Source organism: Paenibacillus sp. UNC451MF, assembly GCF_000686845.1.
Taxonomy (GTDB): Bacteria; Bacillota; Bacilli; order Paenibacillales; family NBRC-103111; genus Paenibacillus_S.
Genome location: NZ_JMLS01000020.1, coordinates 30567 through 45044 on the forward strand (window position 1 = coordinate 30567; position 14478 = coordinate 45044).

The 14478-nt window shown below is 47.1% G+C and carries 10 protein-coding genes; 6 read left to right on the forward strand and 4 right to left on the reverse strand.

Features of this window, described 5'->3' with window-relative positions:
- Positions 1–175 precede the first annotated feature (175 nt).
- The 5 genes from BP97_RS0119920 (at position 176) to BP97_RS0119945 (ending at position 7023) form a co-directional block, all read left to right on the forward strand.
- Entirely contained in the window at positions 176–1465 is a 1290-nt protein-coding gene (locus BP97_RS0119920) for a Gfo/Idh/MocA family protein (RefSeq protein ID WP_028550688.1), read from the forward strand.
- Positions 1466–1697: 232 nt separating this feature from the next.
- Complete coding sequence (locus tag BP97_RS0119925) at positions 1698–3152, forward strand: sulfatase family protein (protein WP_036746217.1); 1455 nt, start codon at positions 1698–1700, stop codon at positions 3150–3152.
- Positions 3152–4141, forward strand: a complete 990-nt coding sequence (locus BP97_RS36905) for a hydroxyacid dehydrogenase (protein WP_051620785.1) — start codon at positions 3152–3154, stop codon at positions 4139–4141. Before BP97_RS0119925 ends, BP97_RS36905 begins: the two co-directional genes overlap by 1 nt.
- A 494-nt stretch (positions 4142–4635) precedes the next feature.
- Complete coding sequence (locus BP97_RS0119940) at positions 4636–4935, forward strand: extracellular solute-binding protein (RefSeq protein WP_028550690.1); 300 nt, start codon at positions 4636–4638, stop codon at positions 4933–4935.
- A gap of 1008 nt (positions 4936–5943) precedes the next feature.
- Positions 5944–7023, forward strand: coding sequence for a Gfo/Idh/MocA family protein (locus BP97_RS0119945; protein ID WP_028550691.1), 1080 nt, complete (start codon positions 5944–5946; stop codon positions 7021–7023).
- A gap of 630 nt (positions 7024–7653) precedes the next feature.
- Here the strand turns inward: BP97_RS0119945 and BP97_RS0119950 are convergent.
- Positions 7654–8490, reverse strand: coding sequence for an AraC family transcriptional regulator (locus BP97_RS0119950; protein ID WP_028550692.1), 837 nt, complete (start codon positions 8488–8490; stop codon positions 7654–7656).
- A 148-nt stretch (positions 8491–8638) separates the two neighbouring features.
- On the opposite strand from BP97_RS0119950, the gene BP97_RS0119955 reads away from it, so the two are divergent.
- Positions 8639–9766 (forward strand): glycoside hydrolase family 88/105 protein, encoded by a 1128-nt coding sequence (locus BP97_RS0119955; protein WP_028550693.1) that lies wholly within the window; start codon positions 8639–8641, stop codon positions 9764–9766.
- Between the two features lie 151 nt (positions 9767–9917).
- Here BP97_RS0119955 and BP97_RS0119960 read toward each other — a convergent pair whose 3' ends face one another.
- From BP97_RS0119960 to BP97_RS0119970, 3 genes are all read right to left on the reverse strand, one after another.
- Positions 9918–10541: a hypothetical protein gene (locus BP97_RS0119960; protein ID WP_028550694.1), complete on the reverse strand. Its 624-nt coding sequence runs from the start codon at positions 10539–10541 to the stop codon at positions 9918–9920.
- Complete coding sequence (locus tag BP97_RS0119965) at positions 10538–12790, reverse strand: fibronectin type III domain-containing protein (RefSeq protein WP_028550695.1); 2253 nt, start codon at positions 12788–12790, stop codon at positions 10538–10540. Before BP97_RS0119965 ends, BP97_RS0119960 begins: the two co-directional genes overlap by 4 nt.
- A gap of 257 nt (positions 12791–13047) precedes the next feature.
- Positions 13048–14451, reverse strand: coding sequence for a carboxylesterase/lipase family protein (locus BP97_RS0119970; protein ID WP_028550696.1), 1404 nt, complete (start codon positions 14449–14451; stop codon positions 13048–13050).
- Positions 14452–14478: the final 27 nt, after the last annotated feature.

Here is a 14478-nt window from a genome sequence, read left to right on the forward strand (position 1 = left end):
TGCGATAATTCGGACATTCGTTTTCCGTAGAGTACGTGATAATTTAAAGGTATTATAGAACATTAGGATGTGTGCTAGCAAGACGATGCAGACAGGATTTTTACTTTTAATGATTGCATAAGGTCAAGAACGCAGCATCCGAATCTACTTAAAATTTATACTGGAGGAAATGAGAATGAGCAGCCAATCGTCAGTGAAGAAACCTGTTACAGTTGTCATCGTAGGTGCCGGTCACCGCAGCCTGATTTACGCTTCATACGCCAAGCAGCATCCCGAGGAAATGAAAATTGTCGGAGTTGTTGATCCAGACGCGGAACGTAGAGCGCTAACTAGAGAGAGATTTGAATTTTCGGAAGAATGCTGTTTTTCTGATATCGAGGAATTTGTAAGCAAGCCTAAGATGGCGGATGCCGTCATTAACGGCACGATGGACCATTTGCACGTTTCGACTTCGATTCCTTTGTTGAAAGCCGGATACGACATGATGTTGGAGAAGCCGATTGGTGTCAGTGCAGATGAAGTGTTACATCTGCATGAGGAAGCAGAGCGCTATGGCAGAAAAGTAATGATTTGTCACGTGCTGCGTTATGCGCCATTCTACTCATCGATTCGTCAACAAATCATTGACGGGGCGATTGGCGATATTATCAGCATAACTACAGAGGAGAACGTCACTTATCACCATATGGGGATGGCTTATGTTAGAGGAAAATGGGGGCGTCTCGATAAAGGCGGGTCTTCCATGCTTATGGCTAAAAGCTGCCATGATTTGGACGTAGTGGCTTGGATGAAGGGTGATGTCCGGCCGGTGAAAGTAAGCAGCTTCGGAGGTTTGCTGCAATTCCGTCCTGAGAATGCGCCTGAAGGTGCAGGCAAACGGTGTCTGGTCGATTGCGCGATTGAACAATCTTGTCCTTACTCCGCGCGGAAAAACTATATTGAACAGCGAAAATGGAGAGCTTATGTTAACTACAACACACATCTGGGTGTCGTGATGACGGATGAGGAATTGGAGGAGTCGCTGCGCAATGACAGCCCGTACGGCCGCTGTGTGTGGCATTGCGATAACGACGTGGTCGATCATCAAACCGTCATCGTCGAGTTTGCAGATGGTAGTGTTGGAACGCATGTAATGACAGGAGGCTCCTCAAAGCCGGGTCGTACGATCCATATTATCGGGACTAAAGGCGAAATTCAGGGAGAGATGGAGGAAGGAACGTATGTCATTCGACGTCCTGATGCCCGCAAAGGCAGCGTCTATTCCGAGCAAAAGATTGAGCTTGGCGTAAAGAGTGACATGCATGGCGGAGGTGACTTGCTGCTTGTCGCCGATTTCGTCAAAGTAATGTACGGGGCTGCGCCATCGATTTCATCTACATCTCTGGAGAAATCGCTTCACGGGCACTTGATCGGATTTGGGGCCGATCAGTCACGGTTAGAACAAAGAACCATTGCACTTACATAATTGTAAAGGAAGCTATTTAAGTTGAACCAAAGAAAAACCATCTCACGGAAAGAGCAGGTCGTTCTGGAGAAGCGTTAGCGTTCACCTTTACACCTTTGTCCCCGAATTTTAACCGCTGCAGCGGTATGAATTCAAGAGATTCGGGGACAACAGCGATCGGAGGAATGATCTGATCTCGCAGCGATAATACGGAGAAAAACTTTGGCTCAACTTATATTGGAGGCGATTGGATATGGGAAACGAGCACCCGAATCTCATCATTATCATGGCGGATCAATTGAGGCTGGATGCTATCGGCGTCCATACCCCGAACATTAATCGGATAAAACAAGACAGCGTCGTATTTGAAAGAGCTTATTGCGCTTCTCCCATTTGCGTACCCGCACGAGGCGCGTTCTTTACCGGAATGTATCCTAACGAAAACGGCTGTCTCATCAATCGAGGTGAGGAAGTGTATTCTAAGGTAAAGCCGGAATTCGACCATCTATACGGACTTATGGAGCATACTTGGGACAGTTGGCATACGGGGAAGCAGCATCTTCAGATGAAGCCCCCCCTGGATAAATCTCCTGACAGCAAGACGAACTGGAGAAAGCTCGAGGGCCGATATGAAGTGTTTTTGAAGGAGAACAATAAAAAAAGGCCCGGTGGACCGAATTATCGGGGGATTGTGCCGGAGATGGCCTATGGGACGATAACGCGTCCCCAGTCGTATTCGATACCTACGACTGGCCGTTATGAAGAAGGCGAGGAGTTCTTTATCGACGAGTTTATTGCCAAAGACTCCGTGGAAGCGATTCGACAACGGGACCGTTCCAAGCCGTTTCTGCTCAATGCGATGTTCCACGCGCCTCATCCTCCCTTGGATATTCCCGACCCATGGTATAACTTGGTCGATAAAGTCGATTTGCCTGACAATGTCGGGAAGTGGTGCGGGAATCAGTCGCCGCTGCAACTATATAATTTGACCGGTGCGATCGGTACACGTTATACGAGGGAAGAGTGGAGACAAATATGGAAAGTGTATATGGGCTTGGTATCGCTGCTTGATCATTGTGTGGGCCAGATTATTGACGAATTAAAGCGTCAGGATTTATACGACAACAGCCTCATTATATTTACAAGTGATCACGGAGAGATGCTGGGCTCGCACGGATTATGGCAAAAAATGTGTATGTACGAGGAATCGGTTCATACACCATTATATATGAAGTTTCCGGCTCATTTCAAACCTGCGATAGTTTCAAGCAGCTCGTTGGTCAGCAGCATCGATGTGCTGTCGACGATATGTGATTATATGCAGATCAAGCCGAAGTCTCCAATGTCCGGACGATCCCTAATGCCAGTAATTAATGGAAGTTCGGAAGGCCGTGACAACATCTTTATTCAATACGACGGCAACGGAGGAAGAGGCAATTTTGGTCGCTGCATCGTTGAAGGTGATTACAAGCTGATCGTCGATATGTTTAAAAATGAGACGTATATCGAGCTGTACAACGTAATTAGCGATTCGCAAGAGATGGACAATCTCGCATTTCAAGATGAAGCATATCGCGAGCGCATTGAACGGATGCTGAAGCACTTGCGCGAGCATATGCAATCGACGAACGATCTTTTGGAATTGCCGCATGACCTGTACAACCGGTTTTTACAAGACTACACAGAGTTTAAGGGAGATGTTCGTTAATGAAGATGAAAGCGTATGTTCTGCCATCAAAGCGCCAGTTGAATCTGGTTTGCTCCCCGGACTGCAAGCAATGGATAGAGGAGCAGTTCAACCTGGTCTGGAATGAGACGGATGAGGAGTATACGCAGGAGCAGTTGATGGAAATGATGACCGATGCGGAAGTGATCCTTACAAGCTGGGGATCGCCAATAATTACGGAGGAGATGTTGGCACGGGCTCCTAAGCTCCGCTATATCGGACATGCTGCCGGTACGATCAAAAAGCGTATTCCGAAGCAAGCTTTTGCCCAAGGGATATCCATTTATTCCGCAGCTCCCCGCATTGCTTGGAGTGTAGGAGAATATTGCCTTGCCGCATTGATGACCTTGTTAAGGAAGTTCCCGCAATACGAAGCGAACTTTCGCAAAGGCGGTTGGAAACTGAACCATGTCAGAGGCAACGAATTATTCGGAAAGAAAGTAGGCATCGTATCGGCGAGCTCGACCGGAAGAGCGTTTATTCAGCTGTTGAAGCCTTTTCAAGTGGACATTTTGGTCTACGATCCATACTTGAGCGAGCAAAGAGCAGAGGAGCTGGGGGTGCGTCGTGCATCCTTGGAAGAGGTGGTGGATTGCCCGATCATTTCCATTCACGCGCCTTCCATTCCGGCGACGGACAATCTTGTGCATGCGGAACTGATTCGCCGTATTAAAGATGGCGCTATACTCATTAATTCCTCGCGTGGAGAAGTACTGGACGAGCAAGTTCTGTTCTCGGAATTGCAGACCGGCCGGTTTTATGCCGCTCTCGATGTATTTATCAAGGGTCCATCGAAAGAATCGCCGCTTCGCGAGTTGGACAACGTACTATTGACGCCACATGTGGCAGGAGATACCGTGGATGGCCGTCTGGCGCTGATGGGAGAAATCGTCGCCGACATATTGCGCAAAGAACAGGGCGCGCCTACCCGTTTCGAAGTGCATGAATATCAATGGGACATATTAGCTTGATTGTGCGTTGGAACATTAGTCAGATCATAAGATTTAGCGTTGACCAACTGTTCAGCCTCGCTGAAACATCTTGTATAGGTCCCTGAGGCATTTTCTTTTTTCATTTTGAAAAGTTAAGATAAACGATTATTTGGAACCATGGTGCATTCATTGCGATAAATTCTCTTACATCTCTATCCAAACGAGTCGTTAAGTTCGATTGAGGTTATTGTGTATCTAGGTGAAAGGTCATGATGAACAAATATGAATCCTTTATCGGCGTCGTCATTGAGAAGCTGGAGCAGACATACCGGGATTTAAGTCTGATCCGAAACGGGCTGGCAAGTGTTGGAGGAGGGGCAGTCTGACGAAACGATCTGCAATACGCCGTAGTTGATTACGATTTCCGATCTATTGAGCGCGTCGCAGTAGTTGGTTGAGGAGTTGGAGGCGCGATTTCCTGGATTGAAGTGGTAGGTTAGCTTAAGCTGCGAAGAGGGCTGAAATATCCCAATGTGACTTTAGAGCGCAGCGAAAGAGTCCCCCAAGTTAATGAAATTACCGACCGTATTGCTGCAGGAGCGGTTCCGGATATTTTGTTAACGGGATTTTACTTTATCCCCAACTTGAGCGACCTCGGAATTCCGCTGGAAATCGATGATAGAATTAAGCAAAGCGGCGTCGATTTATCCACCTTCGAGCCTGTAGCCCTGGATGCGTTAAAAGGATTTCGTGATGGAAAGCTGGTTGCGCTGCCTTTCTACATGGGGACGACGGCATTGTTCTATAACAAGGATATTCTGAATATTAAGTAAGACTTACATCAACTATTTCCCTAATCACGATAAAGTCGGTGTGAGTCTTTCGTTTTTTAAGAAATTCATCCTGATCTGCTTCCTGAATATCTTGCTTATTGTTGAAATCGATACATTTCACTGTTCCGCTAGATTGTCAAGGTTAGGCAATGATCTCGATACCGCTCATACAACCAACAATTGATCCATCAGGAATTTCCGCTGCAATCCTACCTGTGCTTAAAGTCGTTGGGAAGCGAACTGTACGCTTTCATTACGCCCCAAGATCCCTAATTCACCTAATTACATGAACGTGAATTAGAATCGAAATGGAGTTATTACAAGGGGGGCGGTTCGTTAGGGATATCCTATGAAAAGCAGTTGGCTCCATTAACGGAATATGACAAGAACGAGAAATAAAATAACGTTCTAGGCTCTTACTAATCGTGGTAATGCAGAAGAATCACACGTAACAGCGATCCTACCGGTTTCGATTACTGGAGCGTGCTATTGTTTCGAGGAGGATACTATCCATGAAGCCTAATAAGCTTACGAGTGGAGCCAGAACTGACCGAAGAAGGACAAGAAGAGTTATTTAGCCGATTGCGGGCATCACTAGTTAGTACGCTTAAGGCCAGCTTCGGTGAATTCGAAAATAAGAACCTAACTGGAATTGTTACGAGATTGAACCCATAGCACTTGTCATCCGACAACAATCGCCTTAAATGTAGGGGGATTTGTGTCATTAATGTAGGGAGATTTGTGTCGTTAGACAAATGATTAGTCAAAGAGCCCCTAAAAGGGCTTATTTCGTTAATACATATACACAAAATTCTGATTTTGTGTATATGTATAAGCGTTTTACGCAACTTGACTAATTTTTATCCTTTTTCACTACTTGCTAATTGTTTTATTTGTTTCGTTTACAAAATGTCGTAATTTATGAATGAGTTTGTCTGAATGTTGAACTAATATTAACTCAGGGCTTATGCTACTTTATTATTATCTTATAGAGATGAGGTAAACGTCATGAGCAGAATATTGAAGATCGGTATTATTGGCAGCGGGGGGATTGCTGGCTCGCATGTGAAAGCATATCAAGAACTAACCAATGTAGAAATAGTTGCGGTTGCGGATGTAGTACCTGGGAAGGCTAAACAGTTTATTGACTTCTGGAATATTCCATCAGCACAACCTTTTGATGACTATAGGAGGTTATTGGAATTAGAGTTAGATTGCGTAAGCATCTGCACACCGAATGTAGCCCATTATCAAACCACTATCGATGCTTTGAAGGCTGGTAAGAACGTCATGTTGGAAAAGCCGATGTCTGTTACTTTAAATGAAGCCATAGAAATGGCCCAAACTGCGAAGCAAACTGGCTTCATGCTCAATATAGGTTTTCAACCCAGATATGATCCGAATATGAGAATTATTCAGGATATTGTACAATCTGGTCAGCTCGGAAAGGTATATTATATTGAAACTGGCGGAGGTCGGAGAAGAGGCATGCCTGGGGGAACATTTATTTCCAAGGATATTGCTGGGGCAGGTGCGATTGCAGATATCGGCTGCTATTCCCTCGATATGGCACTGAATGCGATGGGTTATCCTAAACCGATTACAGTTTCCGCAAGTAGCAGTAATTATTTTGGAACAAATCCACGCTATCACAAGGAATCAAGCCGTTTCGATGTAGAGGATTTCGGTGTTGCCATGATTCGTTTTGAAAATGATCTCGTACTGAATTTTAAAATATCATGGGCTATGCATATGGATACTCTGGGTCCAACTTTATTCTTGGGGACAGAGGGTGGGCTGAAAGTTATGCCTGCCGGTAAAGGACCATGGAGTGGTGTATTTGATGGGAGCGTAGGTGCCATTTCCTATTACCATGATGTAAGAGGTCATCATACTGAGAGTCAAATTCCGCTAATAGATCATAATAAAAATTTGTTTCACGAAAAAGTTCGTGATTTCGTTCATGCCGTAATAGAAGGCAAGCCGGCGCCTATACCTGGCGAGCAAATTGTACGGAATCAAGCCATTATTGATGGTATTATACGATCATCCTTACTAAAGCGGGAAGTAACCATTGATTTTGTTTAATAGTTTGGTCTTGTGTGTTGGTGCAGATCGCTCGGGTCTGTTTCGGTATCGTTGGGAGTAAACGCTGATCCTTTCCTAAAAGCTTGAATAAGTCTTAAATCTAGATGTATCTTGTCAAAAAAAGTGCAGTGGCAGCATAGGACTTATTAGAGTCTGGTGCTACCACTTTTTTTGAACTATAGTTCTAATCATTCCATTTGGATCTTTATCTATTCTGGCTTAACCACTTCAGATATTAGTACCGTAATGGGAGATATGGTTTCAGAGCAAAACGGGGGCAAAAAATCCTCAAATATACCGAGAGTATGAAAGTGAAAAGAGACGGCACGACGGTTGATATAGATCACTTAAATGTAAAAGCTGGAGGACAATTGCCCCCTCAGGCATTTCAGTCGGGAAATTCCGTTTTGAATATCGTTGCCTATGTTGGAGCGAACCCTTCATCGCTAAAATAAAACAACACAACAAGACTGTCCTTCACACGCATGCGACGAAAAGCCCAGAACTCATTAAGTTCACTTCTGGTATATACTTCGTCATCAAGCGTGAAGATGCAGGCTCTTGCCTTCCTCTTCGGAATCGAGGCCCAACTCGGAGCTCAAGAATTTGACACGCACTCTGACACAACTTTTATTTGCTCTTTCTGTAATACAACGGCTGGTGTCCGGTGACAAACTTGAACACTCTGCCGAAATGCGTCACACTGCCGAATCCTACTTTTTGGGAAATCAGATTGACCTTCATGGAGGACCGTACCAGTAGCTTTTTCGCTTCCTTTATTCTTACGCTGTTCAAATACTCCACGAAGGTAAAGCCTGTCGCTTCTTTAAAAAAACGGCTTACATGGTAGGGACTGACGTAAAATTTCTCCGCCAGCAGGTCAAGCGACAGTTTCTCCATATAATGGTTGTTAATATAACAAACGATTTCTGAGATTCTTTCATGCTTGATGCTGGGAAATTCCAACGGTTCCGGGCTTTTTTGTTTCATGTGCCGGCAGCAGGTAATAAGAAGCTGCAGTATTAAGGTCTGCGCATACATCTCGAAGCCCGGCTTTCGTTCCTGCACCTCCTGTATGATGGCATGCGCCAGCGCCTCCACAGAGGGCCGGTCAAGCTCGGAGCCTTTCACGATAATGTAATCCCTCTCAAACAGAGGCTGGAGAATTTCCCTATAGGATTCATTTACCGAGGTCATATAATTTTCATGAATATTTACGATGAGCCGCTCATGCTTCGGCATTTCAGCGTTTGTAGTCCGATGCAGGATATTAGGCGAGATGATGATGATATCTCCCCCGTTTAACACCATTGTCCGGTCTTTGATAAAAAATTCCCGTTGGCCGGACATCAGATAATAAAATTCATACGTGCTATGAAAATGATTGGTCGGCATATGGTGACTAAGTGCCTTCCGGTGGGATACCAAGAAGGTCCCTTCGTCGTTACCGTAATAAAGACTTCCCAACCTGAACACCGCCTTTACACCGCTTGTCTGCCTCATTATACACCTAATATCAAGCGCAAGAAATAAGAAGAAATCATGTTTTTTCGCAAATAATGTACATATTGTTGTGATAGTATAGGTGTAGAATACATAAAGGAGGATAAGTACGATGAATTCTTCAGAAACAAATTCCCAGAAAACAATGCAGGCAGAACTAACTCCCATTCAATGGGCGGAGAAGGCATGTGAAGCATTGATGTACAAGTTCGAGCCGGAAAACCTTCCGCCGGACAGGTTCCATTATCATCAGGGGGTCTTTTTGTCCGGCATGGAGAAAACCTGGCGTGAGACCAAAATCAATAAATATTACGATTATATCAAACGCTGGGTGGACAGCCAGGTTCTCGAGGATGGCAGCATCAAGAAGTATAACCCCGGTGAATTCGATGATATTCAACCGGGCGTGCTCCTTTTTAACCTATATGAGCAAACAGGAGACGAGCGGTATACCAAAGCCCTTCATACGCTAGTACCCCTATTTAAAACATGGAAAACGAACCCATCGGGCGGGTTCTGGCATAAGGATCGTTATCCGAATCAAATGTGGCTGGACTTGTTGTATATGGCCGGGCCGATTGCCGTTATGTATGGCAAGACCTTCGGTGAAAGCGAGTACTTCGACATGATGGCTTACCAGGCGATTCTGATGGAGAAGCATACGAAGGATCCGAAGACCGGCTTGCTGTATCACGGTTGGGATGAAACCAAGCAGGCGAAATGGGCTGACCCCGTAACGGGCCTCGCTCCAGAGTTCTGGGGTCGTGCGATCGGCTGGTTCCCTGTCGCCCTGCTGGAAATGTTTGAATACTTGCCTGAGGATCATAAGGATAAGCCGAAGCTGATAAACATTCTTCAGGACCTGTTGATCGCTTTGCCTAATTTCCAGGATGCCGAAACCGGTTTATGGTACCAGGTGGTCGACAAAGGAGATCAGCCGGACAACTGGCTGGAAAATTCCTGTACGTCCCTGTACGTTCACGCCATAGCGAAGGCCGTGCGCTTCGGCTATCTGGATGCGAAGTATCTGGAATATGCCTGGAAGGGCTATCAAGGCGTCATTGACACATTAAATTTCGATGAGAACGGCCATGCGGTCATTGGCAACATCTGCATCGGCACAGGCATCGGTGACTACGCCCACTATATTGCCCGCCCTACCAGCGAAAATGATCTGCACGGCGCAGGAGCCTTTATTCTCATGTGTGTGGAAATGAGCAAAGCGCAAAGGCTGGAATAATATATCATATAAAACAAAAAAACTGTAGCCCCGTGAGGCTTCAGTTTTTTAATTTTCACATAACGATTCACGCTATTTGACAGCTCCACCTTTTAGGTAGTGTGTAGTTCATTCATGCGAGCTATCTCAAACACCCCCATGCTACATCCGCTTAGTTTTTACGCAAGGTGTTGGAATGGTGATAGCTGGTTCCGTTGCTGTTCACAGCCCTTAGGTAGTAATAATACGTTACACCGGGAGTCGGTGTTTTGTCGGTAAAAGTAGTGCCCGTAATGCCGCTTTGCAAGACGGTGAAGTTCGCTGTAGGCCCCGTACTACGGTAAACCGTGTAGCTGTCCGCGTTGTTACGGTAATTTCGCACCCAGTTGAAGTTCACCTTTTCGTTTAGAGAGTACAAGCCGAATTTGCCGCTTGAAAATGTACTATCCGTTGCGGTCAAAATCGGTCCAAACTGGTTGACTGAGCCTATGAGCGTGCTTCCTTCGACTCTGAAGTACATCAATAAATTATTTAGATCCATCCCAGGCACGTTCTTGTTCTCCAGCAATTGGGTCCGGGTAATGGAAGCGAGCACGGTCTCCGTGTTGTTCTGGAGTTTGACGATTTTAAACTTGTCTTCGTTAATATTGTAAACGAACTTATAGTAGTTGGAATTGTTCGCATACCTCGCCACGAGACCATAAGCAAACACCGTTTTGCTGGAATCTGACTCGACTTTTTCGGCCATTGTTTCTACTTCATAATCGTTGGTCACGATGGAGTCGAATATCGTCACGCCCATGCCTGCGAGAGGCGATTGATAGAAGCCTGCGTTCCGGACGCTGTCGGATACGACGGACCAGGTTCCTTGTTCGGGCGTCCAACCGCTTGATGTGCCGTCTTCAAAATACTTACGATACGTTTCTGTGCGGGTTGGTTCCCAACGGATGAATTGGATGTCTCGCTCGTGATCGCGGCATCGTGCGGAGCGAGCGGCAGAAAGCTTGGCGCTGTAGCTGTCATTTCCGACGAAGGGCCGCTTTCTCCTCTTCCGTTGTACGCTGTAACTGCGAAATAATACGTCGTGCCTACCGTCAAACCTCTGATTAACTTTCCAAGGTTGTTGCCGACATCGATCGTGTTCGTATAAGTACCCGAAGTAGTTCCATATTTGACCTTGTAACCTGTTGCCCCCGGCACGCTTTTCCACTCGACGCCGATGTTGCCGATCGTTTCCCCGAAAGCGCGTCTGGTTTCCGGGGCCACTGGAGCGGATAGCGTCGCAGACGTTTCGTTAGAAACCAAGCTCTCTCCAGTGGCGTTGTATGCCGTCATCGTAAAATAATACGTACTGTTGTTCGTAAGACCGGTTATCGTTCGAGTTAGGTTATTGCCCGCGTCCACCGTCGTCGTATAACTGCCGGAAGAGGTGCCGTACTTCACTTTGTACCCGGTCGCGTTCAAGCTCGGCTGCCACTTCAGCGTTACCGATTGATTGCCTGCGGCCGTCATCATCAGCACAGGGGGGCGGGGCGCATCGGGGCTGCTAGTACGCGTCCATTCCACCCTCATGACACTGTAAGGAGGTACGAGTATAGGATTGCTCGTCGATCCGGATTGAACCGTCACATCAATCAAGTTGGCTCCTCTGTTTCTCGCTAGCGGATCAGTTGCAGTCGTGTACGTCTTGGTGAGCTCGGAGGCCACGTTGCTGCCGTTCATTCGAACGGTCACTTCATGCTCGTCAGCCGATTTATTCGTAAGGACGACATAATTTTTGCCATTATCACCTCTGAACGCTTGCGCGAACAACGCCGGCATCGTGCCGCCTGTCTTACTGACGGTGCTGCCACCCGTGACCGATGTGCCCCAGGCGACCGTACCTTGATTGATAGCGCCGTCGATGACCTTCAGCGAAGCGGCAGGCGCGCCGTAATACGGATCGAAATTTAAAGTCGATGTGTCCACGGTGGTTCCTCTTTGATAGGCGTCCTCGAGCAGCATCTTGTTACTCGTGCCAGGGGTGAATAAGCCGTTCGTAAAGGTGTAACCCGCCAAGTACGGGATGCTAGAATTCGTCACCAGGCGAAGAATCGACTCGCTTACGTAAATGCCGTGGTACTGCGAGTTGTACAGCTCCCCACCCAGCGCGACGCCGTGTTCGCCGATAAATAGGGGAGTGCCTGGCAAATTGATCCCGTAATTGGCATCAATCAGCGTGTTCCAGTTGTCCAAGTACCCGTTGGCGTTCGTCATCGCAGCGCTTGTAGTGGTGCCGTCGCCTTTGAACCTGTGCGTTGTAATCGCATCCCAATATTTGTTCGGGTAGCTGTAGACTTCGTTGTCGAAGCCAGCCACTTGATTGTTGCTCATAGAAATGACGGTTTTGGCGCTTGGATACTCCGATTTGATAATGTCGTTGAACGTCTTGGCTCTGTTCAAATAGTCGATGGCGGACTTGAATGCCGCTTGTTGACTGCCGATGCCCGTCGTGTAGTACGAAATTTCGTTCCCTAATTCGAAGTAAAGCACGGGCACATGATTATCGTACAAATATTTCGCTAGGTCTCGCGACTGCTCCGGATTATACTGCAGGACGTTCACCATAATGACCGCTTTGGCTCCCGTTTGTTGCAGAAAGTCCACGTAATCGGAGATGCGCTCGCCGCCTTTGGTGAGCTGATAGCGCCTCGCATACAACTGAGGGTAATAGCGACCCGCTTCTTTCATCGCCTGCCCGTTGTATTCAGTATCCGTAGATCCGAGCTTCCAGGAATAGCTGTTGGTAGGCGTGCCTCCAGGCCACCTGAGAAAACCGATTCGTCCATAATTGTTTGCCGCGTTGATGACATTCGCATCGTTGATCCGGATGGCGGTACGTTCAGGTTCGTTGTTCAAGCCGCGAAAATCCGGGTTGTACGTCGTTGTGGCGCTAGTATTGATGTTGATGGTTGCGCTGACAGGAGTCGCATGAGTTGTCACAGGGAACAAGCTTGTCAGCAAGATGGCGCCTGCTATTGCGGATAGAAGGGACGTTTTCTTCATTATTCTCTCTCCTTGTTAATAGGGTAGGCGCATCTTATTAGGAATGCGCCTGTCTTTCCCGAGTTTTCCTTGTCTGCTGTAAATGGGGTTTACCTGTTGAACCAGCAGCACCAAGGGATCGAAACACCATTCCTTTTCTTCTCTCACCTTCTTTACTCAAGTTTGAATGCGCTTTCTTTTGTTTGGAACACCATAACCAGGCTGAACGGTATCAGTGGTAAGCGGAGAGGAAGTCCAGTCATGGTCACAGCTACTTATTAGAGGAGGAGTATCACCTGCATTGGGAACAGGTTTTCGCTCAAGTCTGCTTCATGCTCTAGTATACACTCCTTGTTTAGGATCATCGTAGAACGATCAGATAAGGTGAACGCGGTCCATTCGGGCAGCCCCTCAGCTTTCGGCTTACCTGAGCGGATAAAGGCGGCCCACGCCGCATGCATACGAGCTGCAAGCTCTTTTCCTTCTGCCGGATTGGAGTCGATGATAAACGGACCTTCCGCTCCGTGAATTGCTCCTTGTTCACCTGTATACTCGAAACGGTATAGCCAAACGGGATTCCCGTGTTCTGCCGCCATCTCCGCGAGGCGGACTGCCGCAATTCGGTATAAGCAGTCGGTCAGCGTGTCTTTCCAAACTTCATCAGCAGGTTTTTGGAGAGCGGCTTTACGATATGCATCCAAGACCAACCCGCTGTTCGTCCCGAATAAGGAATTCAGAACTTCTTCGTTTTGCACTTTCAGTCCGGACGAGTTCGAGATGAAGGATACGGCTTCGTCCTTATTAGTCCCCAATAGCAATGGAATATTGCGGTCAAGCTTACCGAGAACCTCAGCAATAGGTTCCATTGGGATCGTGAGTCCATCGCGTACAGGACCAAAAGTGTGAAGGCTGTTATCTTGAGCTTCCACAATCTTATGTGCCGGAAGTGTCAGTAATCGATGCGCTTCCTTATGCGGAATGCCCAGTTTATCCAGAAGCCGTAGAGTAATTAGGTTGGCAGTGCGTGTATCACGGATGGACTGCATTGCGCCACTTCGGGCAATGACTTGGTGAAATAATCCTTGAGCAGCGGGTACAGCTAGCAGCGTACTTACGCACTTGGCACCGGCCGATACACCCGAAATGGTGATACGGTTGGGGTCGCCTCCAAAAGATGAAATATTCTCTTTGATCCACTTAAGTGCCGCAACGATGTCCAGTATCCCGTTGTTTCCGGTGGTCCGATAGGCATCACCCAGCAGATCGCCCAAATACAGAAAACCTAATGCCCCCAGGCGGTAGTTAAGGGAAACGCACACTATGTTATCCCGTTTGGCAAAAGTCACACCCGCAAATTCCGCGCCCGTTCCACTAACAAATCCGCCGCCATGGATGTTGACAAGAACTGGACGGTTCGCTTGCTCCACACCAGATGTCCAGATGTTGAGACTTAAACAATCCTCGGATTGTTCCTTGAGGAATTGCTTCTGATCGTTATCCGGCTGGTACGACCTGGGGCCGAATCGGCTAGCATCCAATACTCCCTCCCAGGGCAGCTTGGGATACGGCGGCAAAAATCGGCGCTCGGCGGCTGGGGCCTCTGCATAAGGAATTCCGCGAAAAATGTAAAGTTCACCTTGCTGAATACCCTGTACTTGACCTAAGTTCGTGTTAATAATCAATTGCATAGCCTCCAGATAGAATGTTTG

What these genes read in the sequence shown, in the direction of transcription:
- BP97_RS0119925 (WP_036746217.1), top strand. Translation starts at nt 1,698, where the DNA reads ATGGGAAACGAGCACCCGAATCTCATCATTATCATGGCGGATCAATTG.
- BP97_RS36905 (WP_051620785.1), top strand. Translation starts at nt 3,152, where the DNA reads ATGAAGATGAAAGCGTATGTTCTGCCATCAAAGCGCCAGTTGAATCTG.
- BP97_RS0119955 (WP_028550693.1), top strand. Translation starts at nt 8,639, where the DNA reads ATGAATTCTTCAGAAACAAATTCCCAGAAAACAATGCAGGCAGAACTA.
- BP97_RS0119945 (WP_028550691.1), top strand. Translation starts at nt 5,944, where the DNA reads ATGAGCAGAATATTGAAGATCGGTATTATTGGCAGCGGGGGGATTGCT.
- BP97_RS0119965 (WP_028550695.1), bottom strand. Translation starts at nt 12,790, where the DNA reads ATGAAGAAAACGTCCCTTCTATCCGCAATAGCAGGCGCCATCTTGCTG.
- BP97_RS0119920 (WP_028550688.1), top strand. Translation starts at nt 176, where the DNA reads ATGAGCAGCCAATCGTCAGTGAAGAAACCTGTTACAGTTGTCATCGTA.